Consider the following 25,703-nt stretch of genomic DNA (forward strand, 5'->3'; position numbering starts at 1 on the left):
AGTAGGGGTTGCGTCGCATGTGTGGCATCGTCGGTATCGTCGGTAAGTCGAACGTGAATCAGGCGCTGTATGACGCGCTAACCGTCCTCCAGCACCGCGGCCAGGATGCTGCCGGTATTGTGACCAGCCACGACGGCCGGTTATTCCTGCGCAAGGACAATGGCCTGGTGCGTGACGTGTTCCATCAGCGTCACATGCAGCGCCTCGTCGGGCACATGGGCATTGGCCATGTGCGTTACCCGACTGCCGGTAGCTCGACCTCGGCCGAAGCTCAGCCGTTCTACGTCAACTCGCCTTACGGCATCACCCTGGCGCACAACGGTAACCTGACCAACGTTGAGCAACTGGCCAAGGAGATTTACGAATCCGACCTGCGCCACGTCAACACCAGTTCCGACTCGGAAGTGCTGCTTAACGTATTCGCCCACGAGCTGGCCCAGCGCGGCAAGCTGCAGCCGACCGAGGAAGACGTGTTCGCCGCCGTGACTGACGTGCACAACCGCTGCGTCGGTGGTTACGCCGTGGTGGCCATGGTCACCGGTTATGGCATCGTCGGTTTCCGTGACCCGCACGGCATTCGCCCGATCGTGTTCGGCCAGCGTCACACTGACGAAGGTGTCGAGTACATGATCGCGTCCGAAAGCGTGTCCCTGGACGTGCTGGGCTTCACCCTGATCCGCGACCTCGCGCCGGGCGAAGCGGTGTACATCACCGAAGACGGCAAGCTGCACACCCGCCAGTGCGCCGTGGCGCCGAAACTCACCCCGTGCATCTTCGAGCACGTCTACCTGGCGCGTCCGGATTCGATCATCGACGGTGTTTCGGTCTACAAGGCGCGTCTGCGCATGGGCGAGAAGCTGGCCGAGAAGATCCTGCGCGAGCGTCCTGAGCACGATATCGACGTGGTGATCCCGATTCCGGACACCAGCCGTACCGCTGCGCTGGAACTGGCCAACCACCTGGGCGTCAAGTTCCGCGAAGGCTTTGTGAAGAACCGCTACATCGGCCGTACCTTCATCATGCCGGGCCAGGCGGCGCGCAAGAAGTCCGTGCGCCAGAAGCTCAACGCCATCGAGCTGGAATTCCGCGGCAAGAACGTGATGCTGGTGGACGACTCGATCGTGCGCGGTACCACGTGCAAGCAGATCATCCAGATGGCCCGCGAAGCCGGTGCGAAGAACGTGTACTTCTGTTCCGCAGCGCCCGCCGTGCGTTACCCGAACGTGTACGGTATCGACATGCCTAGCGCTCACGAGTTGATCGCTCACAACCGTTCGACCCAGGACGTCGCCGACCTGATCGGCGCTGATTGGCTGATCTACCAGGACCTGCCGGACCTGATCGAGGCCGTCGGCGGTGGCAAGATCAAGATCGAGCAGTTCGACTGCGCCGTGTTTGACGGCAAGTATGTGACCGGTGATGTCGACGAGGCCTACCTGAACAAGATCGAGCAGGCGCGTAACGACTCGTCGAAGATCAAGACCCAGGCAGTCAGCGCGATCATTGATCTGTATAACAACTGAGTAACGACCGGCCCTGAGGGGCCGGTTTTGTATCTTAAATAAAGCTTTGAGTAAGGAGTCGCAGCATGAGTCAGGAATGGGATGCCGGTCGGTTGGACAGCGACCTCGATGGCGTAGCTTTCGATACCCTGGCTGTGCGTGCCGGCCAGCACCGTACCCCGGAAGGTGAGCACGGCGACCCGATGTTCTTCACCTCCAGCTATGTGTTTCGCACCGCTGCCGACGCCGCTGCGCGTTTTGCCGGTGAGGTGCCGGGCAACGTGTACTCGCGCTACACCAACCCGACCGTGCGTGCGTTCGAAGAGCGTATTGCGGCCCTGGAAGGCGCTGAGCAGGCGGTGGCTACGGCGACCGGCATGGCAGCGATTCTCGCGGTGGTGATGAGCCTGTGCAGCGCCGGTGATCACGTGCTGGTATCGCGCAGTGTGTTCGGCTCGACCATCAGCCTGTTCGAGAAATACTTCAAGCGCTTCGGCATCGAAGTGGACTATGTGCCACTGGCGGACCTGTCCGGCTGGGATGCGGCGATCAAGGCCAACACCAAACTGCTGTTTGTCGAGTCTCCGTCCAACCCGCTGGCCGAACTGGTGGATATTGCCGCGCTGGCCGAAGTGGCACACGCCAAGGGCGCCATGCTGGTGGTGGATAACTGTTTCTGCACGCCGGCATTGCAGCAACCGCTGAAGCTGGGCGCGGACATTGTCGTGCATTCGGCGACCAAGTTCATCGACGGCCAGGGCCGTTGCATGGGGGGCGTGGTGGCCGGCCGTAGCGAGCAGATGAAAGAAGTCGTCGGCTTCCTGCGCACTGCTGGCCCGACCTTGAGCCCGTTCAATGCGTGGATCTTCCTCAAGGGCCTGGAGACGCTGAGCCTGCGCATGAAGGCGCATTGCGCCAATGCCCAGGCGCTGGCCGAATGGCTGGAGCAGCAGGACGGCATCGAGAAGGTGCATTACGCCGGCCTCAAGAGCCATCCGCAGCATGAGTTGGCCCAGCGCCAGCAGCGTGGCTTCGGGGCGGTGGTGAGCTTTGAAGTGAAGGGCGGCAAAGAGGGCGCCTGGCGCTTTATTGATGCGACGCGCTTGATCTCCATCACCGCCAACCTGGGTGACAGCAAGACCACCATCACGCACCCGAGCACAACTTCTCATGGGCGTTTGGCGCCGCAAGAGCGTGAAGCTGCCGGCATCCGTGACAGCTTGATCCGCATCGCGGTGGGCCTGGAAGATGTGGCCGATTTGCAGGCAGACCTGGCTCGCGGGCTGGCTGCCTTGTGATCGAGTGGTCCATGGAGGCGGCGACGGCCAGTAACGGGCGTGTCGCACTGGTCACCGGCGCAGCGCGGGGCATTGGCCTGGGGATCGCCGCCTGGTTGATCAGCGAAGGCTGGCAGGTGGTGTTGACCGACCTGGACCGCGAGCGCGGTTCAAAAGTATCCAGGGTGCTGGGTGAAAATGCCTGGTTCATCACGATGGATGTGGCCGATGAAAAACAAGTGGCCCAGGGAGTTGCCGAGGTGCTGGGGCAATTCGGGCGCCTGGATGCGCTGGTGTGTAACGCGGCGGTCGCCGACCCGCGCAATATCACCCTCGAAAGTCTTGATCTGGCTTACTGGAACCGTGTACTGGCGGTGAACCTCAGTGGGCCGATGCTGCTGGCCAAGCACTGTGCGCCGTATTTGCGTGCTCACGGCGGTGCGATCGTCAACCTGGCATCAACCCGGGCCCGCCAGTCGGAGCCGGACACCGAAGCCTATGCGGCGAGCAAGGGGGGGCTGCTGGCCCTCACGCATGCGTTGGCGATGAGCCTTGGGCCGGAAGTGCGGGTCAACGCAGTCAGCCCGGGTTGGATCGATGCGCGTGATCCGGCGGCACGTCGCGCCGAGCCGCTGAGCGACGCTGATCACGCGCAGCATCCGGCGGGCAGGGTGGGCACCGTAGAGGACGTGGCAGCGATGGTGGCCTGGTTGCTGTCGCGTCAGGCCGGGTTTGTCACCGGGCAGGAGTTTGTCGTGGACGGCGGCATGAGCAAGAAGATGATTTACAGCGAGTAGGGCGCATGGCCGTCTTGAAGCAATTTTGTCTTTTTCAGAAAAACTTCAAGCAGGCTATTGACTTAGGTCTGCTACCTGCGTAAATTTCGCGGCCTCAACGAAGCAAAGGGTGATTAGCTCAGCCGGGAGAGCATCTGCCTTACAAGCAGAGGGTCGGCGGTTCGATCCCGTCATCACCCACCACTTCTTGAGAGTTTTGCCTTCGGGCAAGACGCAACGTTAAAGGTTGCACCGACGCGCAGCGGTAGTTCAGTCGGTTAGAATACCGGCCTGTCACGCCGGGGGTCGCGGGTTCGAGTCCCGTCCGCTGCGCCATATTTTCCAGGCCTGAGTAGTCGGGTTTGAGATTGAACAGCCGAGGCTGATCAGTCAGATGTTTAAAGACGGTTGAGGCGTTACGCTTAACCGGTCAAGCGATACGCAGCGGTAGTTCAGTCGGTTAGAATACCGGCCTGTCACGCCGGGGGTCGCGGGTTCGAGTCCCGTCCGCTGCGCCATATCTGCTTCAAGGCCCACTGAACGCCTTGAAGCACAAAGCAAGCGTCAAGCTTCTTTGATCCGATAGCAAAGACCCTGGTCGAAAGACCGGGGTTTTTTGTTTCTGCGATTTGGAACTGTAGTGAGCGGGCAAGCCCGCTCACTACAAGTGTTCAGAAACCCAGCTTATCCCGCAACCCGTAATACCAGGCCCCCAAGGCCGCAAACGGTGTGCGCAGCAATTGCCCGCCCGGGAAGGGGTAGTGCGGTAGGTCGGCAAACGCATCAAAACGCTCTGCCTGGCCCCTCAGGGCTTCCGCCAACACCTTGCCCGCCAGGTGCGTGTACGTCACGCCATGGCCGCTGCAGCCCTGTGAGTAATAGATGTTGTCGCCCAAGCGGCCCACTTGCGGCAACCGCGACAGGGTCAGCAGGAAATTGCCGGTCCAGGCGTAGTCAATCTTCACATCCTTGAGCTGCGGGAAGGCCTTGAGCATCTTGGGGCGGATGATCGCTTCAATGTTCGCCGGATCCCGCGCGCCATAGACCACGCCGCCGCCGAAGATCAGGCGCTTGTCGTCTGTGAGGCGGTAGTAGTCAAGCAGGTAGTTACAGTCTTCGACGCAGTAATCCTGCGGCAACAACGTCTTGGCCAACTCATCACCCAAAGGCGCGGTGGTGATCACTTGCGTTCCGCACGGCATCGACTTGGCTGCCAGCTCCGGCACCAGGTTGCCCAGGTAGGCGTTGCCCGCGACGATGATGAACTTGGCCCTGACCTTGCCCTCGGCCGTGTGCACCACCGGGTTGGCGCCGCGCTCAATGCGCACTGCCGCCGATTGCTCATAGATGGCACCGCCCAGCGATTCCACGGCTGCCGCTTCACCCAGCGCAAGGTTGAGCGGATGGATATGCCCGCCGCTCATGTCCAGCAAGCCGCCGACATAGTTGTCACAGGCTACAACTTCACGGATGCGATGCTCGTCCAGCAACTCCAGTTGCGTGTGGCCGTAGCGTTCCCACAAGCGTTTCTGCGACTCCAGGTGGCCCATGTGCTTGCTGTTGAGTGCAGCGAACACGCCGCCGTCTTTGAGGTCGCACTGGATCTGATATTTGGCCACTCGCTCGCGAATGATCTTGCCGCCTTCAAACGCCATATTCCCCAACAGCTGCGCCTGCTTGGGGCCGACGCTGCGCTCGATCACATCAATATCGCGGCTGTAGCTGTTGACGATCTGCCCGCCATTGCGGCCCGAGGCGCCAAACCCCACTTTGGCGGCTTCCAGGACGGTCACACGAAAGCCGTTTTCCAGCAGAAACAACGCGCTGGAAAGCCCGGTATAGCCGGCACCGATCACGCACACATCCGTTTCGACTTCACCTCGCAGCATCGGCCGGGGTGGAACTGCATTTGCGGACGCGGCGTAATACGACTGGGGGTAGGGGGTGTTCGCCATCCTGGAACCTCTGTTTTATATTTTTTACGAGTGCCGAGATCCTACCTCAGTTGAAAATTGCCTGCCAGCCACCCCAAAATCACAAACATGCCCGCCGCAAATAAAAAATTCGCGTATTCATAGGGTTAGCTGCAAAAAAGATGTTGACACCCCTCCGCAATTCCGTAGAATGCCGCCTCACAGCAGGCACGTAGCTCAGTTGGTTAGAGCACCACCTTGACATGGTGGGGGTCGTTGGTTCGAGTCCAATCGCGCCTACCAAACAAAATCCGCTCTGCTGGGCGGTCTGGAAGGGCCCACCGAAAGGTGGGCCCTTTTTTGTTGCCTGGGATTTGCCGAGGCTATAACTGGCGGCCACCTACTCGCCCAATATGGCCAGCGCCTCTACCGTGATATTCTCCCGCGGCTTAAAAAGTCGATCTGATACACCCCGGTTGTTGTGATACGCATTTTTGCTGTTCGCGGTCATATCGATAAGGTTGTATGGGAATACCAAAAAAGAATTTTGCATGGAAAGGCTCGGCCCTAATGATAAGAAAAGACCTCAGCGCTGGACTCGACTTCACCCGAATAATCGCGTGTTTCATGGTCGTTTTTCTTCACGTATCGGCCGCTGGAGTTTCGGAGTTTGGTGAGGGGTGGATATATTTTAATATCTACGACTCGCTCGTCCGGGCGTGCGTGCCGCTGTTCCTGATGTTGTCCGGCGCGCTTTTGCTTGGCAGGGATGAGGCGGTTGCAGTGTTTTATACAAAGCGATTCCTCAGGATTTTCCCACCACTGATTTTCTGGTCGATTTTCTATGTGGTTTGGAAGGCATGGCTGGCTGGCGATCTCAGCGGTGTGAGTGCCTCGTTGTTATCTGTGCTCAAAGGGCCTGCCTACTTTCACCTGTGGTATCTGTATGCCTTGGTGGGGATTTATTTGTTTATTCCCTTCATGTCAAAGATCTACCGAAATTCCACACACTCCGAAAAGATCGCGTATCTCTCTATCTGGTTTTTAGTGGCCTGCGTTATTCCCCAGGTCACTTACTTCTATCCCGGCTTGGGTGATCTGGTCTCGGTATACGGCCTTTCATCTTTTATGGGGCTCAGTGGTTTCGTGTTTCTTGGCGCCTATGCCTTTGATCGGATCCAAGCGCAAACGGCCCCGTCACTCGTGTTGGACGCCGCTGTTTTTGTGGCCTGCGCAGTGGGCACTGCGTTGTCGACCTATGGGTTGTCGATGCACGATGGTATGCCCAACCAATTATTTTTCTCTTATCTTTCACCCTGGGTTGTCGTCGGGTCTTTTTTTGGCTTCCGGCTGTTTGTCGCGTTAGGCGCACGATTGTCCAGGTACGCAAAAACATTGAATGTCCTGGCCGGGTGTACCTTGGGTGTGTATTGCCTGCACATGTTTGTGATGAACAGGCTGAGTCTCGTCTATGGCGGCTTGATTGAGGGGCATTCAATGCTCTGGATTATTCCGGCACTGGTGGTTTCAATCTCGGTGATCACGCTTGTGCCTATATTCATTGCCCGACAGTTCAAGCCCTTGAGGCATATTATTTAAAGCGTTAAGCGCACTTTGGCGTGCCGCATGAGCTTCAGCGGTTGATGTTGTAGGGCGGGTGTTGGCGATCAGTCAGCAGAACAGCGTAGCCACCGAGAGCAGGCAGATGATTTGCACCACCATCTGGCAGCGAATTTCACCGTTGGTTGTCGCCATACCCATTTGTCCGGCGTACATAGTGGCACCCTCTTTGTCGGCAACAGTGCCGTCAGCGCTGCGCGGGAACGCGCAGTGGCTTTAGTGAGTATAGGTGCCTATTCGAATTCTTCATGGCCGGCTCTGTTTAGAGCCGTCCTGCCGGTACAGGGCGTTCGTACCTGTTTTAGTCAGCATTCATCTTTAAGGGCGCGACGGATGCAACCGCGGTGAAAGTGCATATTGTTGAGTTCTGGTCGTGGTTTACTCCCGGGTTTTTCTCCGTCGATGTCAGCAATAAATCGCACTTGCGTATTGAGACGCCAGGCGCTGCCGAGTTGAACGTGGTGACCCGCAAAAACGAAAGCATGCAGGCTGTCACTGAAAGCGATTGGAAGAAAATCACCGAGGCAGGTTTGCAGGAAGTGTCGCGCGAGACGCTCAAGCAGCTTTGAGAATGCTTCATTGAGGAGGGGCGGCCGAAGGTCGCCCTTATCCTTTATCGTGTCTGCGTCACCTTCTGCAAAAACCTCGGCTGATCCGGGTTGCGCCCACGCGCAACGGCCAACTGTGCGGCATTCAAATAGAACCCCTGGATCATTGTGAACGGCTCCAGTAACGGATGCGCCGTCGGCACGCTCGGCAGCAAACCTTCACAGGCCGTGCCGCGAGGTGCGACTACCAACACTTGGGCGCCTCGCACACGCATGTCTTCGGCAAAGGCCAGGGTGCCGGACTGCTCTGGGCCCGAGGGCGCAAATACCAGCACGGGGTAGCCTTCCTCGATAATTTCCATTGGGCCATGGCGCACTTCCGCGCTGGAAAACGCTTCGGCCTGGATGCCGGAGGTTTCCTTGAGTTTAAGCGCGGCCTCCTGGGCAATCGGCAGCGCTGCACCTCGGCCGACAACAATCATTTTGTCAGCCGTTACCAGCAGCTTGCGCAATGGCGACCAGTCTTCGGCGGCTGCCTGATTCAGTTGGTCTGGTAATGCTCTCAGGGCCAGACTCAGCCCGTTGCCGATAGCCAGCGCTTGTGCAAGGCATGCAACTGTTTGCGCGCCAGCCATCAACATCGCCACATAGCTTTTGGTGGCCGCCACACTCTGTTCAAGGCCGGCCGGCAGCAGGATTTCGTGATCGCTCACAGTGGCCAGCGGTGACCCGGCGGTGTTTACCAGTGCGACGGAACGGGCGCCGCGCTGGTGCAGATAATGCACGCTGTCGATCAGGTCCGGGCTTTTGCCGGACTGGGAAAAGGCCGCCACCCAAGCGTTTTTCAGGCGCAGCGGCGGTTGTTGCAGGCTGACCAGCGACAAGGGAATCGACAGGCTCGGGGTGCCGATCTGGCTCATCAGCGCGTAGGCGAAATAGGCGGCGGCGTGATCGGAGCTGCCGCGCGCCACCGTGATCATCAGCTCAGGCAGGGATTGAGCCCACTGGTGTGCCAGCCCGCGAACAGCGCTGTCATCGTCGAGCATGCGTTGCACAATTGTAGGGATGGACAGGGTTTCACTCAGCATCAATGACATGGTCAATCTCCAGAGATATCGATGCGCTTACCCGCAGCGATCAACTGTTGGGCAATCGTGTTCAGCCCGGCGGCCTCCATGGCCATGCTGAAGGCACCCCACAGCGGTGCGTCGTGGGTGAAGTGGGCGGTGGCAAGGGTGGGTGGGAAAGGCACCACGCGCTGGATCAATTGTTCGATCATCGGCGCCAGCAGCGCCGCCTGACGGTAGAGGCCGCCGCCCACCGTGATGCGTTCCACATCCAGCGCCACGGCGAGGTTGGCAATGTGCACGGCGCAGGCGGCGATCCGCAGTTCAAGGGCCTTGCGCACGTCGGTATCCGTGCTGCTGAACAGGTCCAGCGGTTGGCGGCCATGGCCCAACAGGTGTTCCGCCAACTGGCTGAGCGCGTTGCCGGAAAATAGCTCTTCCAACGGCGCGTTACCGTTTTGGTAGGTGGCCCAGTGTTCAGGCTGCCGAGGGTCGAGGAAGGGCGACAACAGATAGCCGATCTCCATGGCTGCGCCGTTATGCCCGCGAATCAATTTGCCATTGGCGATAGCGGCCGCCGACAGGCCCGTGCCCAGGTTCAGGTAGATTGCATTGTCGACCCCCGCCAGCGAACCCCAGCGCACCTCCGCCAGCGCGCCGGCTTTCACATCGTTATCGAGGCTCACGCACACATTGCCAAAGGCCTGGGCGATCAGCGCCTGCAAGTCGAGGCCCTCGAAGCCTGGCGTGTTGGGCGCCATCAGCAGGGTAGGGCCGCGCACCACGCCGGGAAACACGGCCGCCACACTCAACACTTGAGCATTGCCGAATTCGGCCACGCAATCGTGTGCGGCCTGGAGGATACGCTGCAGGGCAGGCACCCCGGATAAACCCTCGGCATGGGTGGCGAGAATCCGCGTATTCATGCGCTGGCGAGCCGTGTCGTAGCAGGCGACCTGAGTCTTGGTGCCGCCCACATCAATCGCCAGCAGCAAGCCTTGTCGCGGCGCCGCAGCGCCGGTTGATGCCAGGGGGTCATGCATTGCATTCATCACTTATTGAAGGGCCACAGCCGTTGAACCCGCGCCCAGAACAGATAGGCCACGCTGCCCGCCAACACCCACACCAACGACCACTGGATCGGGTAGGCACCGGGCGCATTGTGGTTGGACGCCATATAGATATAGACCCAACCCAGCAGCGCAATGAAGGCCGGCACCGGGTAGAGCCACATTTTGTAGGGCCGCGCCAGGTGCGGTTTGGTTTTACGCAGCACCAGCAGCGAAACGATCTGTGCCACCGACTGCACGAGGATCATCACCGTGGTCAGCAGTTGAATCAGGGTGTTGAGGTCGGTCAGCCGGCCGATCATGAAACCGACCGACGTTAGCAGGCCCATGCTCAAGATGCCCCAGGTCGGGAATTCATGCTTGGGGTGGGTTTTGCTGAAGGCGTTGAAGAACACCTTGTCTTTGGCCGCTTCGAACGGCACACGCGAGCCACCGAGCAAACCGGCAAAGACCGAGGCGACGGCGGTGATCAGGATCAACACCGTGACGATCCCGGCGGCGGTACTGCCCCAGGTTTCACTGAGGACCACGGACGCCACGGACTTGTAGGCGGCGGATTCCGGATCAAGCATGCGATGCCAATCCACCACGCCCAACACGCCCACCTGCATCACCAGGTAGATAGCGAGGATGCCGACGATCGACAGGATGATCGACTTGGGGATCACCCGGCCTGGTTGTTCGACTTCACCGGCCAGGTAGGCCGAGGTGTTGTAGCCCAGGTAGTCATAGATGCCGATGGTCAAACCGCCGGCCATGCCGAACCAGAAGCCGCTGTCCGCCAGGTTGAACGCGCCTTCGGGAAAGGTGAACGCCAGGTCGGCATGGAAGTTGGACAGCGCGGCGGCAATCAGCGCGCCGATGCTGACCAGCATGATCACCCACAGCACGATGCTCAATTTGGCGATGGATTCGATCTTGCGCCACAGCATCGCGATGATCAGCCAGATGACGACCAGGCCGATCAGGTTGCCGGCGGTCTGGCTCATATCGGGCCAGAACCAGGTGAGGTATTGCACGAAGCCGATGATGCCGGTGGACATGATCAGCGGGATAAACAGCATCGCCGTCCACACAAACAGAAAGGGCAGCAGCTTGCCGGTACGCTTGCCGAAGGCTTCACGCAGGTACACATAAGTACCGCCGGCACCGGGCAAGGACGCACCGAGTTCGGCCCAGACCAGCCCGTCACACAGGGCCAGCAAGGCGCCGAGAATCCAACCCAGATAGGCCTGGGGGCCGCCCATGATCACGATCATGGCCGGGATGGTGATAAACGGACCCACGCCGCACATCTGGCTCATGTTCAGGGTAATGGCGGGGAATAGGCCGATTTTGCGTTTGCCGCCTGGCAAATCCGGATCGACGGGTGTCAGCGTGCTCATGGGGACGACCTCTTGTTCGAGTGACAGACGCGTGAGGGCAGATTGCAAAAGGGCCTGCTTGCCATCGAGGGTTCTGTCGACCCGTCATTGTTGTTATGGGGCGTAACCGGCATTCGCAGTGGCTGCGAGAGGCCGAGGCGCCTAGAAAACCACAGCAAGAGTATTAATTCAACTTGATTTAATTAATCGGCAGCGTGGATCATCGGACGATGAAAAGCCCCCAGAACAAACGCTCTGTCACCACCGGTACCAATGCCGAACACGCCCGCCTGCATAACCGCCGGGTGATACTCGAGGCCATTCGCCAGAACGGGCGACTGACCCGTGCCGACCTCACGCGCTTGACGTCGCTGACCGCACAGACCATTTCCAATATCGTCACCGAGCTGCAGGAAGAGGGCGCGCTGCTGGCCCACGCGGCAGAGAAGGGCGGGCGTGGCCAGCCGCCGGTGCCGCTGTCGCTGAATCCTGACGGTGGCTATTCCATTGGCATCCATGTCGAGCAGCACCGCATCATCGGTGTGTTGCTCGACTTGCTGGGCCAGACCGTGGCCCAGGTCACGTTGACGGTCAGCTACCCAACCTTTGAGCAAGCATTGCCGCTGATTCTCGACAGCGTAAAAAGTTTTCGTGGCCAGCGGCCGGAAGGGCGATTCCTTGGGGTGGGCATTGCCTTGCCCGGCCCGTTCAGTGTGGAGGGCATGACGGCCGTGGGCCCGACGGCCATGTCGGGCTGGGACGCGGCGGATATTCCGCTGCGCCTGCAACAGGCGATTGGCTTACCCGTGCTGATTGAAAATGACGCCACCGCTGCAGCGATGGGCGAGCGGCTGTATGGCGTCGCCAGCGAGCTCAACAATTTTGTGCACCTGTTTATCGGCAGTGGCCTGGGCGCCGGTTTGTACCTGGATAACCGCCTGTATTCCGGGCACTGGCACAACGCCGGTGAAATCGGCCACATGACCGTGATCCCCGGCGGCAAGGCCTGCGATTGCGGTAACCAGGGTTGTCTGGAGCGTTACATTTCCATCGCGGCGTTGCTGGAGCACCTGGGCTTGCCGGCCGAGCATGACCTTGGCACCTGGGACGTAAACGATCAGGGCCTCAATGCGCGCGTCGATTTGTGGCTGGATGAGGCGGCCCCGGCGTTGCGCCAGGCCATCAACATTCTTGAGTCGGTGCTCGATCCGCAGACCATCCTGATCAGCGGCTTCCTCCCCCAGGCCCTGCTCGCGCGGCTGATGAGTCGGCTGGAGCCGTTAAGCCGCTCCATCAGCAGCCGTTCCGACCGCCAGCACCCACGCATACAGATGGGCGCAGCCGGGCAGGACGCGGTGGCGTTGGGCGCGGCGGCGTTGATGATTCTGGCGGAGATCAGCCCGGACTATGAGGCGCTGCTCAAGCCGGAGTGAGGCGGGCATACTGGCCGGTGATTGAACTCAGAGTTGGGAGCAAAAAATGGAATTGGCAATAGAAGTGTCGTTTGACGTAACGGCGCAAGAGCGGGAAGCCATCCTTAAGCCGCTGCTGGCTTACAACCGCAGCCACACTGGTGAATTGCCTTACGAAACCGTGGGGATTTTACTGCGTGACCCCGTCAGCGAAGAGGTGGTGGGTGGGCTCTACGGGAAAGTTTCCTACAAGTGGATGTTCATCGAGTTACTGAGCATTCCGGATTCAATGCGTACCCAAGGCACTGGCACGCGCCTGATGCAGACCGCCGAAAGCCTGGCCCGGGAAAGGGGCTGTACGGGAATCTGGCTGGATACCTTCAGCTTTCAGGCGCCGGGCTTTTATCGCAAGCTGGGGTTCAGCGAAGTGGGGCATATCGCTGATTACCCGCCGGGCCATCAGCGGTATTTCTTCCAAAAACGTCTGGCGTGAATCCCTGCGCGGCGCCGGATTTTCCGGCGCCCGTCCCTCACAAAATTTATTGGTTCGCAGCTACAATTTTTCTTGTTGGACACCCCCGCCCCCAGGCAGCAAAGTTGCCGCCACTGACGCTCGACCTTCCAGGTCAACAATAAAAACCGCGCCGGGCTGCACGCCACTTTCATGCTGTGAACCCTTTGTTCACATCCTGCTGTAATGGCGCCGCAGCGCGCATCCAAGGATCTCATCGTCATGCAAACTGTTGTGAACCTATGGCCGTTGATCGGCGTACTTGTCATCGTGGTTGGCTTCGTCTTGCGCTTCAATCCGCTGTTGGTGGTGACCGCCGCCGCCATCGCCACCGGGCTTGCTGCCCAATTTCCCCTCGAAAAAATTCTCGCCAGCATGGGTGACGGTTTCCTTCAGACCCGCGCCTTGCAACTGATCCTGTTATTGCCCCTGGCGGTCATTGGCCTGCTGGAACGCCATGGCTTGCGCTTGCATGCGCAGAACTGGATTGCGCGTTTCGAGCGGGCAACCGTCGGGCGTTTGTTGATCATCTATCTGTTTGTGCGTGAGTCCACAGCGGCCATGGGGCTCACCAGCCTGGGCGGGCACCCGCAGATGGTGCGGCCATTACTGGCGCCCATGGCCGAAGGCGCGGCGGAAAAGCGCTACGGCAAGTTGCCCGACAAGCTGCGCCATAAGGTACTGGCCATGTGCGCGGCGACCGATAACGTCGGGCTGTTTTTCGGCGAAGACATTTTTGTCGCTTTTGGTGCGATTGCGCTGATGCACACCTTCCTGCTGGGTTCAGGCATTGATGTAGAGCCTTTGCACATTGCCGTGTGGGGCATCCCGACGGCGATTTGCGCTTTTATCATCCACGCGATTCGCTTGCACCGATTTGACCGAAGGCTGACCCGCGAGATGACAGTTGCTGCTCCGGTGGAGGCTGCGCAATGATCATTTCCATTCAATACCTCTACTGGCTGGCTGGCGTTTTGCTGCTGATTACGGCGGGCATGATCCTGATGGATCGGAGCCACCCCAAACGCTGGTCCACCGCGCTGTTCTGGTTGCTGTTTGCCATTCCGTTTCTGGCAGGCGAGCGCTTGCCGTCGGTGGTGATCGGCGCCGGTGTTGTGGTGATGGCGCTGATCGCAGGTTTTGGCGGGGTTGGCCGTGGTGCGCACGGCCAGTTGCACGACAAGGCTGCGCGTGCCAGTGCCGGCCGCCTGGGCCACAAGTTGTTTATTCCGGCGTTGGCAATTCCGCTGACCACGGTGATTGGTTCTGTGTTGCTCAAGCACACCGAAATCGGCGGTGTGCCGCTGCTGGACCCAAAAAACACCACCTTCGTTTCTCTGGGCATCGGTTGCCTGATCGCCCTTGGCCTGGCGTGCTGGTTGACTCGCGATACGCCGGTGCAAGCCCTGCGTGAGTCCCGGCGCCTGACCGAGGCGCTGGGCTGGGCCATGGTGTTGCCGCAAATGCTGGCGATGTTGGGATTGTTGTTCAATGAGGCAGGTGTTGGCACAGCGGTTGCCCATGTCACGACCACCTACATCAACCTGGATTTCAAACTGGTGGCTGTCATGGTGTATGTGCTCGGTATGGCGCTGTTCACCGTGATTATGGGAAACGGCTTTGCGGCTTTCCCGGTGATGACCGGTGGCGTTGGCGTGCCCGTGCTGGTGGGCATCTACGGTGGCAACCCGGCGGTGATGGCGGCGATCGGCATGTTCTCCGGCTATTGCGGCACGCTGATGACGCCCATGGCGGCCAACTTCAATATCGTCCCGGCAGCGCTGCTGGAACTGCCGGACAAAAACGCAGTGATCAAGGCGCAACTGCCGACCGCGCTGATGATGCTGGTGGTCAACATAGTCCTGCTTTACCTGCTGATGTGAGGTCCAGATGCACACTGTATTGCTGACGGGTTTCGAGCCCTTTGACAAAGACCCGATCAACCCGTCCTGGGAAGCCGTGCGCCGGTTGGACGGCGTGCAACTAAGTGAGGATGCGCAAATTGTTGCGCGCCAATTGCCCTGTGCGTTTGCCACGGTGGGGGCGTGCCTGACGCAAATGATCGACGAGTTGCGGCCAACGATGGTGATAGCCACCGGGCTCGGGCCCGGTCGTAGCGCCATCTCGGTCGAGCGGGTGGCGATCAATGTCAACGATGCGCGCATTCCCGACAACCTGGGCGAGCAGCCGGTTGATACACCTGTCTTGGCCGACGGGCCAGCGGCGTATTTCAGCACCTTGCCGATCAAGGCCATGGTCAAAGCCGTGCACGAGGCAGGGATTGCGGCCTCGGTTTCGCAGACCGCCGGCACCTTTGTGTGTAATCAGGTGTTTTATCTGTTGCAGCATGCGCTGGCGGGCACAGGTGTGCGCAGTGGTTTTATCCACGTGCCGTATTTGCCGGAGCAAGTGGTTGATACTGGGCAGCCTTCGATGGCGCTGCTGACGATGGTTGAAGGCTTGCGTGTGGCGGTATGTGCTGCCTGGGAGACAGGCGTGGATTTAGCCGAGACCGGCGGCCAGGTCAGCTGACCTGCCGGGTTGGCCTCAGCTGCTGAGCAACCGGGTCAGGCCAAAGGTGATGGCGCAGGCCAGGCCGGTCATTGCGAACGCGGTGGCGACGTACCACTTTATGAGGTTGAGCTCGGTGGTTGCGAGGTCGGCGCGCGTAGCGAAGTGTTTTTCATTGGGGTCTGCCCTGCTCGAAACGGCGAATAGCTTCTCTTTCATTTCAGCCAGCCCCTTTTCCAGTAAACCCAAGCGTTTTTCCAGGCCCGAACTTCCGTCGTTTCCTCCGCCGCCTCTGCCTTGAGCGGGAATGTTCAGCGCGTTCGCCCCACTGATTCGATACTGTTTTTTCTCCAAAGCATGACACCCGTTTCAAACAATGTGAGATAGCACTTGAGAACAAGAGTAGTCGGAGTCAGGGGGCTGAGTGATAAACAAACCTTTGCAAAATAACACCAGGTTTCTGGCGCGCTGCTTTCAGTCCTCCCTGCGTGGGAAGAACAACTCAAAACACGTCACACCCTGCTCGCTGGTGACGCTGTAGCGACCGCTATGCAGCTGCATGATGGTCGCCACAATCGACAAGCCCAGCCCATTGGACTGCGCGGAACGTTCGCGGGACTCATCAACCCGGTAGAACCGTTCGAATAGTCTGGGCAAATGCTGCGCGGGAATGGTTTCCCCCGTGTTGCTGACCCTCAGGCTTATGCCCTCGGCGTTCGGGACTGCCTGAATGACCAATTCAGAGCTCGGCGCGCCATACTTGATGGCATTGGCACACAGATTCGCCAGGGCCCGGCGCAACAGCATCGGTTCAGCCCAGATGACACCGTCGCCCTCGGAGAGAATGCTGATACCCACATCGCTCGCCAGCCCTTCGAAATAGTCCGCCATACGCTCCACCTCATCCGCCGCGCTGAGTGCCTGGCGCTGGCTCAGGGCACTGGCCGGGTCGGTTCGGGCGAGGAACAGCATGTTGTCGAGCATGCGTGCCAGGCGCTCGAGTTCTTCGACATTGGAGGCCAGCAGTTGCTGATAGCTTTCGATGCTGCGGCTTTGGTGCAGTGCCACTTGGGTTTCGCCCAGCAGGTTGTTGATCGGCGTGCGCAGTTCGTGGGCCATGTCCGTGGAAACCTGACCCAACTGTACAAAGCCTTTGGCCAGCCGTTCGAGCATGGTGTTGAACGAGTCAATCATCGGCAGCAGCTCTTTGGGGGCACCGTGACTGTCGAGGCGCTCGGCCAGGTTGCCCACGCCAATGCCCTGGGCGTGTGTGGCCAGGCGCCGTAGAGGCACCAGCCCACGGTGAACCATCACATAACTCACCATGGCGAGGATGATCGCGGCAATGCTTGCCAGGATAAACACACTCAAACGATAGCTGGCGAGCATGGCGGTGCGTTCAGTCATCAGGCGCCCGGTGGTCACTTGAAGGCTGCCCAGGTCGCCGGAGTCGATGGACGCGGCGATGGTCGCGAAGGGCACGCCATTGATACCGGGCAAATGGTGCACGTCGGAAAAGCCCAGTTCATGGTTTCTTGGAACGGGGGTCACCGTTGGCATTTCGATGTTGCCCGGGTTGACCAACAGCAGCGGCTTCTGCCCCGGCGCCGCAATGCTCAGCACCGACTCGCTGTTGCCCAGCATGTTCTGGAACAGTTCCGGCTTGGTTTTGATCAGGTCCAGGGTGTTGCTGTCATTGAGCAGGTTGCGCAACTGGTCAGCGCGGTAGATCAGCGCCGCATCGTCACGCTTGATCAATTCGCGCTCCAGCTCGCGGTACAGCGCCACGCCCAGGGTGGCCAACAGGGCAAAGGCGAGCAGGGCGAAGATCAACGCCAGGCGCAGGGTCAGCGAATAATGACGACGGCGGCTCATGGCTGGGTATCGAAGCGGTAGCCGATGCCCCGCACGCTGTGGATCAGCTTGAGCTGGAAAGGGTCGTCGATTTTAAGGCGCAGGCGCCGTACGGCCACATCGACCACGTTGGTGTCGCTGTCGAAATTCATGTCCCATACGCGCGAGGCAATCATCGAGCGCGACAGCACCTGGTCCTGATGGGTGGCGAACAGGTGCAGCAGCGCGAATTCCTTGTTGGTCAGGGTGATGCGTGTACCACCGCGAGTGACACGGCGTTTGAGCACATCGATCTGCAGGTCGGCAATCTGCAGTTGTTCCTCTTCGCGGCTGGGGCCACGGCGCGTCAGGGTACGCAAGCGTGCAACCAGTTCGGCGAAGGAGAACGGTTTGATCAGGTAATCATCGGCGCCCAGTTCCAGGCCCTTGATGCGGTCAGCAATGTCGTCACGGGCGGTGAGGAACAGCACCGGCGTGTCGGCTTCCTTGCGCAACCGGCGCAGCACTTCCCAGCCATCCATTTTCGGCATCATGACATCCAGCACGATCACGTCGAATGGCGTTTCCAGCGCCTGGTGCAATCCATCCACACCGTCGCGGGCCAGGCTCACGGAGTAGCCCAGTTCCTGCAGGCCATTGAGCAAGTAATTGCCGGCCTTGGGTTCGTCTTCGACAACAAGAATGTTCATGGGAATTGCCCTGGTTCTGTGCGTGGCGCAAGTGTAGCCCGATCAATTGTCACTGGCGCAACCGATGCCCTGTACCTGGTAGTCCAACACGTGTTCACGGCCCTGATGGTCGAGGTAGTCGAGGCGCGCGGGTACGATGCCGCATTGGCCGTAGGTGTCGGTGCTCGACAGCACTTTATCGACATCAAGGTGTACGAAGAAGCTGGCTTTGTCGTGGATCACGTCGGCGGCGGAGGCGGTGTCGGCAGCAAACACGGAGCCGGTGGCAAGCAAAGCGGTAAAGCCGAGGATAAACAGTTTCATGGCGGTATCTCTCTTTAAGGGTGGGCTGCCGGGTGATGGCAGTGAGTTCACGTTAACCAGTGGCACCCAACAGCCAACCAACAGGATGATGACAAGTTCGTCATTCAGGGTTTAAGGCTGGCGACCGGACGCTTCGAGGATCAGGTCGGTGATTTCCTTGGCGTGGGACACCAGCGACAAGTGGCTTGAAGGCAGCTCGATGGTGGTGGCGTTCATGCGTTTGGCGAGGAAGCGTTCCAGGTCCGGGTTGATGGTCTGGTCATTGCTCGACACCGCGTACCACGACGGTTTGGTGTGCCAGGCGGCATTTACCGTGCGGCCACTGAACAGGGTTTTGGTGATCGGTTGCTGTACGGCGTACAGCTCCAGGGCCTTGGCGTGCGGCACGTCGGCGGCGAAGTACTTGAGGAAGGCGTCCTGGCTGAGGGTGAGGTAGCCATCGTGATCTTCCACGCCGGCTCGTACAGGCATGGTCGGGTATTTGGCGGAAAGTGCGACGAAATCTTCGTTAGCGTCCGGTGCGCGAGCGGCGACGTAAACCAGCGAGCTGACTTTCGGGTTGACCCCGGCGTCGCTGACTACGGTGCCCGCGTAGGAATGGCCGACCAGCACGGTAGGACCGTCCTGTTGATCGAGTACGCGATTGGTGGCGGCGACGTCATCGGCAACCGAAGTCAGCGGGTTTTGTACCGCAGTGACGTGTAGCCCGGCTGCCTGGAGGCGAGTGATCACCTCGGACCAGCTCGAACCGTCAGCCCAGGACCCGTGTACCAGCACCACGTTGTTGGCCTTGACCGGCGCGACGGTGCCGGCCATCGCAGTGCCGGTGCCGAGCATCAACAGGCTGGCGGCGATCAGGCAGAGTTTGCTTGCAGGTTTCATGGATGGACCCTTTTTCATCAGTGGGAAGTGGCGTCAACCGGTGTGGGTGACTGACGACTCCACTGTATGAAGTGAGGGTGCTGACAAGACTTACAGCTTCATTACAAGGTTGTAATGCAATGCAATGCCATGGCGCCCGCAGCGTTTACAAGTTGCACAGCGATCCGTAGATTGCATCGGGGTCAGCCTTTGTTACCGACCAAAAGGAAAACTCAGCAGTGTCCACCCAAGGCCCCGCCGTATTTACCCAGCGTTACCGCGCCTTTCTGTTTGATATGGACGGCACTTTGCTCAACTCCATTGCCGCTGCCGAGCGCGTATGGAGCCTCTGGGCAGAACGCCACGGCCTGGATGTGGCGGCATTTCTCAAGACCATCCATGGAGCCCGTGCGATTGACACGATCACTCGCCAGGCGTTACCCGGTGTCGACCCTGATGTGGAAGCGCAGTGGATTACTGAGGCTGAGATCAATGACGTCGAGGGCATCGTGGCGATTCCCGGCGCCAACGCATTTTTGAACCAACTGCCCGCCGATCAGTGGGCGCTGGTCACGTCAGCACCCAGGGAACTGGCGTTGCGTCGCCTGCAAGCGGCGGGTATCGCGCCCCCGGCTGTGCTGGTGACGGCTGAGGATGTAGCCAAAGGCAAGCCCGACCCGGCCTGTTACCTGCTGGGTGCGCAGCGTTTGGGCGTGCCGGTGCAGGATTGCCTGGTATTCGAAGATGCAGCGGTGGGGATTCAGGCGGGAGAGGCCGCGGGCGCGCAAGTGTTGGTGGTGACCTCAACGCATTTGCAGCCGATGGCGACCGCACATGCCTGTATTGAGGCCTATGACACGCTGCAGGTAAGTCGTGACGCTGATGGCTTATTGCGTTTGCAGTGTCTGGTGTGATGACAGGAAGCGGTTGAGGCCTCATTTGCAGGAGGTCGAATCCGAGGATGCCTGGAGCCGGCTGCTTTTCATGCCTTGGCGCGACAGCACCATTTCTCGGAGTATCTCGTTGGCGAGCCGGGCAATTGCCTCTGCGCCGCGATAGTGCGCGCGAACAATTCCGGTAATTGCAAAATGATCGGTTTCCGGGCCGCTGAGGACGGCAGACAGCGTGCCGTCGGCATGTAGCGTACAGGTGACACTGTAGCTGGGCAGGCGGGAAGCCAAGGCAGACTCGATTTCGGATTTACTAAGAGTGTCCATCTGCGTTGGCGCCTCTCACTGACCGTGCAAGCCCTAGCATAGATCGTGCTGCGCGGCTGTACATACCGATAATCCGATTGCCGGCATCTGGGGGTTATCGTGCGATTTTCTGATGGGTACGGTGATCGGCGCGCTGGGACAGTTTACGCAGGACGACTTTCTGCATTGGCTTGAGGCAGAACACAAACAGGTAGCCACTCAGAAACAGCGCCAGGTCCAGCCATGAGCGTTTGCCGGGGTCGCGAACACCTTCAATTTCGAATTTCAAGCCATACCCCAGTGCCACAAAAACCAGCCCGATCAACAGGACGATCATCCAGGATCTGGACACAAGGGGTTGCCTTATCGCAGGCCTCATCGGCGTACTCCTGAATTCGCTCGGATGGCAAGGCATTAGTCAGGAGGTTCGGCTACAAAATATGTAACAAGTTCCAGACATAAAGATAGTTTCATCTTTCAGCGGTGCAGGGGATCGCAAGGTGCGCTGGTCACGCGTGAACGCGCGGAGCAGGCCAAAAGGGTTTTCGCCAGCCGTTACAGTGAACGAAAGGGCTGGCTACTGAGAGTGCTTCAAGGCGTCTGGTTTTTGTCCGGAGCAGTCAGGCCTGCCTGGATGCGCTGGTAAATCTCCTCGCGATGCACGGCAACATCCTTGGGTGCGTTGATGCCGATTCGTACTTGCTGGCCGCTGACGCCCAGGATGGTGATCGTGATGTCATCACCGATGTTTATGCTTTCACCGACTTTGCGGGTGAGTATAAGCATGGACTTCTCCTTGATTACTTTTAAGGACACATGTTTCAGACAGGGCAGGTGTCGGATGTGTGTAGCTTACTGCTAAGCGCTTCCCTGTGACTGCCTCTTTTAGGACGCATAGAGGCGACATTAATTCCCATGGCGGCATCATACAGGTCTGCGATACATCATTCGCATTGTTTAAGCCAACGTTTATGACGGCCAGAATAGACAGTGAATGATAAAGTTGCCTCTTTATCCTCAAAGGAGCAGGGCTGTGCGTAAAGTAGCGATGGCAATTGCGGTGTTGGCATTGGCCGGTTGCGGTGAAGGTAAAAGCGTCGATACGCCAAAGGCCAAGCCTGCCGTGACCGAAAGCCAGCCGCAAACCGGAGCGATTGCCGCCCAGGAATGGGATGTGTGGGTCGGCCCGCCGGACCACAAGTTGCAGGCGATCACCGACCTGACCGCGTGGTTGCTGGAACACGGTTTCAATTTTTATATCGCGAAGGTCGACGGCAAGGACGAAGTCTATCTGGGGCCGTTCGCCAGCAAGGCTGAAGCCGAGGCCAAACAAGCGCAGTTGAATGAGAAAATGGCTCGCGCCAAGAAAAGCGACACCGAATCCGAGGTCGTCGAGCACAAGGCTTCGCAGTAGGCGCAGGCTGGGCGGGGTTCCCGCCCATTTTCAGCTGCAGGCTTTCAGGTTCACCGGGCCGACAAATTCGTTGCCGCGCCCCATCACACAGGCCACCGTCTGGTTACGCTGGCGCTCCCACGCCTGCACCGGGTAGGTCTTGTTCCAGGCTTCATACAATTGACGGTCCTGTTTTGACAGGCGCAAACCGTATTGTTTGCTCATGTAGAAGTACGTGCGGGCGATCATCCCTCGAATCGACGGGCGTGGCATGACCTTTTTGGCCTTGAAGTCCACCTGGGTCAAGCATGAGCCATATTGCCCGCGTTGAGCGGGCAACCAACCAAAACTGAAGTTGTTTCGGTCGCCATTGACCTCGCCGATGCTGGGCACGAGGTTATGCAGGTCGGCCTCGGCGCGTTTGAACACGTCATCACGGCGCGTGCAGTTCTTGCGTCCACCGTCCTGCCAGCACTGGCGTTGATGCCCGATCTGCCAGGCGGGGACGATGTGTTCCCATTCGATGCGTGCGGCGCGGCTGGCGTTTTTGCGCGGAACGTAGCCACAGGCTTTCAGGTCCACGCGGTTGCCGGTGTACTTGCAGCCACAATAAAATTCGGTGGATTGCGGGGCGTAGAGCTTCCAGGCGACTTTTTTGGCCTCGCTGAACGTACGAGGCGCCTGAGCATGGGCGGTAACAGCAAACAGCAGGCAAAACACAGCGATAAAGCGGGCAATCATTGAATCAATCTTCCTTTGGTACAACCCAGAAAATCTGCACGCCGCCGTCATCCCGATAGGCGAGGGTGACGTTGTCGTTCTCTGCAATTTCTTCCAGCAAACGTGCCCATTCATCCTCGGGCTCATCCGGCAAACGGAAGATCAAGGCCGCCTTGGATTTTTGGGCATTCGTTGAGTTGATGATTTTCTGCACACGAAGGGCAAGGCGTTCGTAGGCGTCAGGCGGGGTGGGTGTTGCGGAAGAAGACTTTGCCACGGAGTATTCCTTGGTTTGCTGTACGTGCATACAGTATTTAACTGTGGGCAATTTCGCAACTACTTAAAGTTCTGGTAGTTCTTCTGACGGCGACCAAGGCATTTTGGTGTGAGGCGCAAGGGGGGAGGCTCGCGAGAATGTAGAGGCGAGCAAGGCCCGCCTCTACAAGGACGTCACCAGGAATCAGTATTCCCAGAACATCCGTTGCAGTTCTTTGCTGTCCTGGGTCTTGGTCAAGGCAACCATGGCCAGGATCCGTGCTTTCTGTGGGTTCAGGTCGTGTGCGACAACCCAGTCGTACTTGTCGTCAGGCTGTTCGGCGTTGCGTAGAACGAAGCCGCCGGCGTTGACGTGGGAAGAGCGAATGATCTGCACGCCTTGCTTGCGCAACTCTTGCAAGGCAGGGACGACTTTGGAGGACACCGAGCCATTGCCGGTACCGGCATGGATGATGGCTTTGGCGCCGGCTTGGGCCAGGGCTTTGACGGCGGTGTCGCTTACGTTGCCGTAGCCGTAGGCGATTTCCACGTCGGGCAGGCTCTTGATGGTCTTGATGTCGAATTCGGAGTCCAGGGTGTGGCGCTTGGCAGGCAGGCGGAACCAGTAGGATTTGCCTTCAACCACCATGCCCAGCGGGCCCCACGGGCTCTTGAATGCTTCGGTCTTGATGTTGATCATCTTGCTGACATCGCGACCCGACTGGATTTCGTCGTTCATGGTCACCAGCACGCCTTTGCCGCGTGCGTCTTTGCTGCCCGCGACGGCCACGGCGTTGTACAGGTTCAGCATGCCGTCAGCCGACATTGCGGTACCTGGGCGCATGGAACCGACGACCACGATTGGCTTGTCGGTTTTTTCCACCAGGTTCAGGAAATAAGCGGTTTCTTCCAGCGTGTCGGTGCCGTGGGTGATCACGATACCGTCCACGTCCTTGCTGTCGGCCAGTTCGGCCACACGCCGACCCAGTTGCAGCAGGTTTTCGTTGTTGATGCTTTCGGACGCAATTTGCATCACTTGCTCGCCGCGTACATTGGCAATCTGGCTAAGCTCAGGAACGCCGGCGATCAGTTGTTCGATGCCGACTTTGGCCGCCTGGTACGTGGCACTGTTGGCCGCACTGGCGCCGGCGCCAGCAATGGTGCCGCCGGTGGCGAGAATCACCACATTGGAGAGCTTGGTTTTGGTTTCAACGTCCTTTGCCTGGGCGGCAACGGGGAACAGCAGCAGAAGGGCGAGGGCGCCCGGAACAATGTTCTTCAATGCAGATTTCATTATTTTTCTCTCTGGTTTTTGATGAGTGCGGTAGCAGGTTCATCTAGAACACCCGGGCGTTTTTGAATGCCACGAGGTGCTGAGAAAGAGCAGGATTTGTACCAAGCTGATTGTGTTTGTGTTTTTTAGTTAAGCAATTGATTTAAAACAATTAAATGTGATTTTTTGAAATGCCTCGGTACGGCGTTGTCCGGCTTTCCGAACGGTGGTTCGGTATTGCGTTCGGTTGCCCGAAAACCATGATGAAATACCGACGCTGCGTTGTATGAAGGGTCTCTTGCAGCCTGTCGTTTTAAAGAACGACGAGAGGAAGGTGATGTTTAATCGTTTCAGCTGAATGGCTTAACGGTGTAGCCGGGAGGGCCTGGATGAAAGGTGGTTTTCTCTCGTTGACAAATCTCGACAAGGTTCTCATAGTTTGAATAACGCAAACGTTTGCGAGATGTTTCCGGCGTACTCCTGGAGTCGCGTGACAGCTCGTATCAGTCACCCGGGTGGGAGGGCTGCCGAAGCGTTCTTCGGTGCAAGCGTTGCCCACAATAATCATAAGATCGGAGTGAACCCATGAAGCTGCCATTCGCCGGACGTCTTCTTGCTGTCGCTGTGCTTGCTGCCGCATCCGCTGCCCTGCCTCTCTCCTCTGCATTTGCCGATGACGCTGCCGCCAAGCCCAAGATCGGCCTGGTCATGAAATCCCTCGCCAACGAATTCTTTGTCACCATGCAAGACGGTGCCAAGACGTACCAGAAAGAACATGCCGCCGATTTCGACATGATCACCAACGGGATCAAGAACGAAACCGATACCAGTGCGCAGATCGATATCGTCAACCAGATGATCCTCGCCAAGGTCAACGCGATCGTGATCGCGCCGGCCGACTCCAAGGCGCTGGTCACCGTGCTCAAGAAGGCCTCCGATAAAGGCATCAAGGTAGTCAACATCGACAACCGCCTTGATGTGGACGTCCTGAAAAGCAAATCCCTGGATATCCCGTTCGTGGGGCCAGACAACCGCAAAGGCGCTCGTCTGGTGGGTGAAGAACTCGCCAAACACCTCACGAAGGGCGATGAGGTTGCCATCATCGAAGGCGTGTCCACCACCACCAATGCCCAGCAACGCACCGCAGGCTTCAAGGATGCGATGGACGCTGCCGGCATGAAGATCGTTTCCACCCAGTCCGGTGAGTGGGAAATCGACAAGGGCAACGCCATCGCCGCCGCAATGCTCCAGGCCAACCCGAACATCAAGGCCCTGCTGGCCGGCAATGACAACATGGCCCTCGGTGCTGTCTCTGCCGTGCGTGGCGCAGGCAAGGCGGGCAAGGTACTGGTTGTAGGCTACGACAACATCGAAGCCATCAAGCCGATGCTGCAGGACGGCCGTGTACTCGCGACTGCCGACCAGGCTGCCGCCCAGCAAGCGGTGTTCGGTATCCAGAACGCGCTGAAGCTGGTCAAGGGTGAAAAAGTCGATGCGGTTGACGGCATGATCGAAACCCCGGTCGAACTCGTCCTCAAGAAGTAATCCTGGCAGCACCCAACAGCGCCCGCTCGTCCTGAGCGGGCGC

Annotated in this window: 28 protein-coding genes and 4 tRNA genes; 17 read left to right on the forward strand and 15 right to left on the reverse strand. The window is 59.0% G+C overall.

What is annotated here, in order from left to right; genetic code table 11:
* The first annotated feature begins 17 nt into the window (after nucleotides 1-17).
* From purF to AB4P94_RS16915, 6 genes are all read left to right on the forward strand, one after another.
* On the forward strand, nucleotides 18-1,523 hold the full coding sequence (gene purF, locus AB4P94_RS16890) for an amidophosphoribosyltransferase (protein ID WP_058426877.1): 1,506 nt from the start codon (nucleotides 18-20) through the stop codon (nucleotides 1,521-1,523).
* Nucleotides 1,524-1,588: 65 nt separating this feature from the next.
* Nucleotides 1,589-2,800 (forward strand): O-succinylhomoserine sulfhydrylase, encoded by a 1,212-nt coding sequence (locus AB4P94_RS16895; protein ID WP_395606528.1) that lies wholly within the window; start codon nucleotides 1,589-1,591, stop codon nucleotides 2,798-2,800.
* 11 nt (nucleotides 2,801-2,811) lie between these two features.
* Entirely contained in the window at nucleotides 2,812-3,576 is a 765-nt protein-coding gene (locus AB4P94_RS16900) for an SDR family oxidoreductase (protein ID WP_395611347.1), read from the forward strand.
* Between the two features lie 107 nt (nucleotides 3,577-3,683).
* Nucleotides 3,684-3,759, forward strand: a tRNA-Val gene (locus tag AB4P94_RS16905).
* A 55-nt stretch (nucleotides 3,760-3,814) separates the two neighbouring features.
* Nucleotides 3,815-3,891, forward strand: a tRNA-Asp gene (locus AB4P94_RS16910).
* A 105-nt stretch (nucleotides 3,892-3,996) separates the two neighbouring features.
* A tRNA-Asp gene (locus tag AB4P94_RS16915) sits at nucleotides 3,997-4,073 on the forward strand.
* 153 nt (nucleotides 4,074-4,226) lie between these two features.
* Here the strand turns inward: AB4P94_RS16915 and AB4P94_RS16920 are convergent.
* Nucleotides 4,227-5,510, reverse strand: coding sequence for an NAD(P)/FAD-dependent oxidoreductase (locus AB4P94_RS16920; RefSeq protein WP_395606529.1), 1,284 nt, complete (start codon nucleotides 5,508-5,510; stop codon nucleotides 4,227-4,229).
* 184 nt (nucleotides 5,511-5,694) lie between these two features.
* Between AB4P94_RS16920 and AB4P94_RS16925 the strand changes: the two genes are divergently transcribed.
* From AB4P94_RS16925 to AB4P94_RS16935, 3 genes are all read left to right on the forward strand, one after another.
* Nucleotides 5,695-5,771 (forward strand) — tRNA-Val (locus AB4P94_RS16925).
* A 324-nt stretch (nucleotides 5,772-6,095) separates the two neighbouring features.
* Entirely contained in the window at nucleotides 6,096-7,067 is a 972-nt protein-coding gene (locus tag AB4P94_RS16930) for an acyltransferase (protein ID WP_395606530.1), read from the forward strand.
* Between the two features lie 365 nt (nucleotides 7,068-7,432).
* Nucleotides 7,433-7,657: a hypothetical protein gene (locus AB4P94_RS16935; RefSeq protein WP_395606531.1), complete on the forward strand. Its 225-nt coding sequence runs from the start codon at nucleotides 7,433-7,435 to the stop codon at nucleotides 7,655-7,657.
* Nucleotides 7,658-7,701: 44 nt separating this feature from the next.
* On the opposite strand, the gene AB4P94_RS16940 is transcribed toward AB4P94_RS16935, so the two are convergent.
* The 3 genes from AB4P94_RS16940 to AB4P94_RS16950 are packed head-to-tail and all read right to left on the reverse strand — an operon-like array spanning nucleotide 7,702 to nucleotide 11,158.
* Nucleotides 7,702-8,733, reverse strand: coding sequence for an SIS domain-containing protein (locus AB4P94_RS16940; protein WP_395606532.1), 1,032 nt, complete (start codon nucleotides 8,731-8,733; stop codon nucleotides 7,702-7,704).
* 2 nt (nucleotides 8,734-8,735) lie between these two features.
* Entirely contained in the window at nucleotides 8,736-9,746 is a 1,011-nt protein-coding gene (locus AB4P94_RS16945) for an ROK family protein (protein WP_395606533.1), read from the reverse strand.
* A gap of 8 nt (nucleotides 9,747-9,754) precedes the next feature.
* The gene (locus tag AB4P94_RS16950) at nucleotides 9,755-11,158 is read right to left on the reverse strand and encodes an APC family permease (protein WP_395606534.1); all 1,404 of its coding nucleotides are present in this window, start codon (nucleotides 11,156-11,158) and stop codon (nucleotides 9,755-9,757) included.
* Nucleotides 11,159-11,367: 209 nt separating this feature from the next.
* On the opposite strand from AB4P94_RS16950, the gene AB4P94_RS16955 reads away from it, so the two are divergent.
* The 5 genes from AB4P94_RS16955 to pcp all read left to right on the forward strand — a co-directional run bounded on the left by AB4P94_RS16955 (nucleotide 11,368) and on the right by pcp (nucleotide 15,592).
* Entirely contained in the window at nucleotides 11,368-12,570 is a 1,203-nt protein-coding gene (locus tag AB4P94_RS16955) for an ROK family protein (protein WP_395606535.1), read from the forward strand.
* 46 nt (nucleotides 12,571-12,616) lie between these two features.
* Nucleotides 12,617-13,042, forward strand: a complete 426-nt coding sequence (locus AB4P94_RS16960; protein WP_395606536.1) for a GNAT family N-acetyltransferase — start codon at nucleotides 12,617-12,619, stop codon at nucleotides 13,040-13,042.
* A 240-nt stretch (nucleotides 13,043-13,282) separates the two neighbouring features.
* Nucleotides 13,283-13,996, forward strand: coding sequence for a DUF969 domain-containing protein (locus AB4P94_RS16965; RefSeq protein ID WP_395606537.1), 714 nt, complete (start codon nucleotides 13,283-13,285; stop codon nucleotides 13,994-13,996).
* A complete protein-coding gene (locus tag AB4P94_RS16970) occupies nucleotides 13,993-14,943 on the forward strand; it encodes a DUF979 domain-containing protein (RefSeq protein WP_395606538.1) in 951 nt (316 codons plus the stop codon). The genes AB4P94_RS16965 and AB4P94_RS16970 overlap by 4 nt, the downstream gene beginning before the upstream one ends.
* 7 nt (nucleotides 14,944-14,950) lie before the next feature.
* Nucleotides 14,951-15,592, forward strand: a complete 642-nt coding sequence (gene pcp, locus AB4P94_RS16975; RefSeq protein ID WP_395606539.1) for a pyroglutamyl-peptidase I — start codon at nucleotides 14,951-14,953, stop codon at nucleotides 15,590-15,592.
* Nucleotides 15,593-15,607: 15 nt separating this feature from the next.
* Here the strand turns inward: pcp and AB4P94_RS16980 are convergent, their stop codons facing one another.
* The 5 genes from AB4P94_RS16980 to AB4P94_RS17000 all read right to left on the reverse strand — a co-directional run bounded on the left by AB4P94_RS16980 (nucleotide 15,608) and on the right by AB4P94_RS17000 (nucleotide 19,299).
* A complete protein-coding gene (locus tag AB4P94_RS16980) occupies nucleotides 15,608-15,925 on the reverse strand; it encodes a hypothetical protein (RefSeq protein WP_395606540.1) in 318 nt (105 codons plus the stop codon).
* A gap of 120 nt (nucleotides 15,926-16,045) precedes the next feature.
* Nucleotides 16,046-17,446, reverse strand: coding sequence for a heavy metal sensor histidine kinase (locus AB4P94_RS16985; RefSeq protein ID WP_395606541.1), 1,401 nt, complete (start codon nucleotides 17,444-17,446; stop codon nucleotides 16,046-16,048).
* A complete protein-coding gene (locus tag AB4P94_RS16990) occupies nucleotides 17,443-18,114 on the reverse strand; it encodes a heavy metal response regulator transcription factor (protein ID WP_395606542.1) in 672 nt (223 codons plus the stop codon). Before AB4P94_RS16990 ends, AB4P94_RS16985 begins: the two co-directional genes overlap by 4 nt.
* A gap of 42 nt (nucleotides 18,115-18,156) precedes the next feature.
* Entirely contained in the window at nucleotides 18,157-18,417 is a 261-nt protein-coding gene (locus AB4P94_RS16995; protein ID WP_395606543.1) for a DUF2790 domain-containing protein, read from the reverse strand.
* 111 nt (nucleotides 18,418-18,528) lie between these two features.
* On the reverse strand, nucleotides 18,529-19,299 hold the full coding sequence (locus AB4P94_RS17000; RefSeq protein ID WP_395606544.1) for an alpha/beta fold hydrolase: 771 nt from the start codon (nucleotides 19,297-19,299) through the stop codon (nucleotides 18,529-18,531).
* A 218-nt stretch (nucleotides 19,300-19,517) separates the two neighbouring features.
* Between AB4P94_RS17000 and AB4P94_RS17005 the strand changes: the two genes are divergently transcribed.
* Nucleotides 19,518-20,192 (forward strand): HAD family hydrolase, encoded by a 675-nt coding sequence (locus AB4P94_RS17005; RefSeq protein ID WP_395606545.1) that lies wholly within the window; start codon nucleotides 19,518-19,520, stop codon nucleotides 20,190-20,192.
* Between the two features lie 21 nt (nucleotides 20,193-20,213).
* On the opposite strand, the gene AB4P94_RS17010 is transcribed toward AB4P94_RS17005, so the two are convergent.
* From AB4P94_RS17010 to csrA, 3 genes are all read right to left on the reverse strand, one after another.
* Nucleotides 20,214-20,495 carry a hypothetical protein gene (locus tag AB4P94_RS17010; RefSeq protein ID WP_395606546.1) on the reverse strand — a complete coding sequence of 94 codons (282 nt, stop codon included), beginning with the start codon at nucleotides 20,493-20,495 and terminating at the stop codon, nucleotides 20,214-20,216.
* A 94-nt stretch (nucleotides 20,496-20,589) separates the two neighbouring features.
* The gene (locus AB4P94_RS17015; RefSeq protein ID WP_395606547.1) at nucleotides 20,590-20,853 is read right to left on the reverse strand and encodes a hypothetical protein; all 264 of its coding nucleotides are present in this window, start codon (nucleotides 20,851-20,853) and stop codon (nucleotides 20,590-20,592) included.
* A gap of 212 nt (nucleotides 20,854-21,065) precedes the next feature.
* Nucleotides 21,066-21,260, reverse strand: coding sequence for a carbon storage regulator CsrA (csrA, locus tag AB4P94_RS17020; protein WP_003192511.1), 195 nt, complete (start codon nucleotides 21,258-21,260; stop codon nucleotides 21,066-21,068).
* Between the two features lie 262 nt (nucleotides 21,261-21,522).
* Here csrA and AB4P94_RS17025 point away from each other — a divergent pair, with 262 nt between their 5' ends.
* Nucleotides 21,523-21,888, forward strand: a complete 366-nt coding sequence (locus tag AB4P94_RS17025) for an SPOR domain-containing protein (protein ID WP_395611348.1) — start codon at nucleotides 21,523-21,525, stop codon at nucleotides 21,886-21,888.
* Between the two features lie 30 nt (nucleotides 21,889-21,918).
* On the opposite strand, the gene AB4P94_RS17030 is transcribed toward AB4P94_RS17025, so the two are convergent.
* The 3 genes from AB4P94_RS17030 to AB4P94_RS17040 form a co-directional block, all read right to left on the reverse strand.
* A complete protein-coding gene (locus tag AB4P94_RS17030) occupies nucleotides 21,919-22,608 on the reverse strand; it encodes an endonuclease (RefSeq protein ID WP_395606548.1) in 690 nt (229 codons plus the stop codon).
* A 4-nt stretch (nucleotides 22,609-22,612) separates the two neighbouring features.
* Nucleotides 22,613-22,864 (reverse strand): DUF1654 domain-containing protein, encoded by a 252-nt coding sequence (locus AB4P94_RS17035; protein WP_395606549.1) that lies wholly within the window; start codon nucleotides 22,862-22,864, stop codon nucleotides 22,613-22,615.
* A 183-nt stretch (nucleotides 22,865-23,047) separates the two neighbouring features.
* Entirely contained in the window at nucleotides 23,048-24,136 is a 1,089-nt protein-coding gene (locus AB4P94_RS17040; RefSeq protein ID WP_395606550.1) for an asparaginase, read from the reverse strand.
* A 564-nt stretch (nucleotides 24,137-24,700) separates the two neighbouring features.
* Between AB4P94_RS17040 and AB4P94_RS17045 the strand changes: the two genes are divergently transcribed.
* The gene (locus tag AB4P94_RS17045; protein ID WP_395606551.1) at nucleotides 24,701-25,660 is read left to right on the forward strand and encodes a sugar ABC transporter substrate-binding protein; all 960 of its coding nucleotides are present in this window, start codon (nucleotides 24,701-24,703) and stop codon (nucleotides 25,658-25,660) included.
* The last annotated feature ends 43 nt before the right edge of the window (nucleotides 25,661-25,703 follow it).

This window comes from Pseudomonas sp. B22129 (genome assembly GCF_044218875.1).
In the GTDB taxonomy this organism is placed as follows: Bacteria; Pseudomonadota; Gammaproteobacteria; order Pseudomonadales; family Pseudomonadaceae; genus Aquipseudomonas.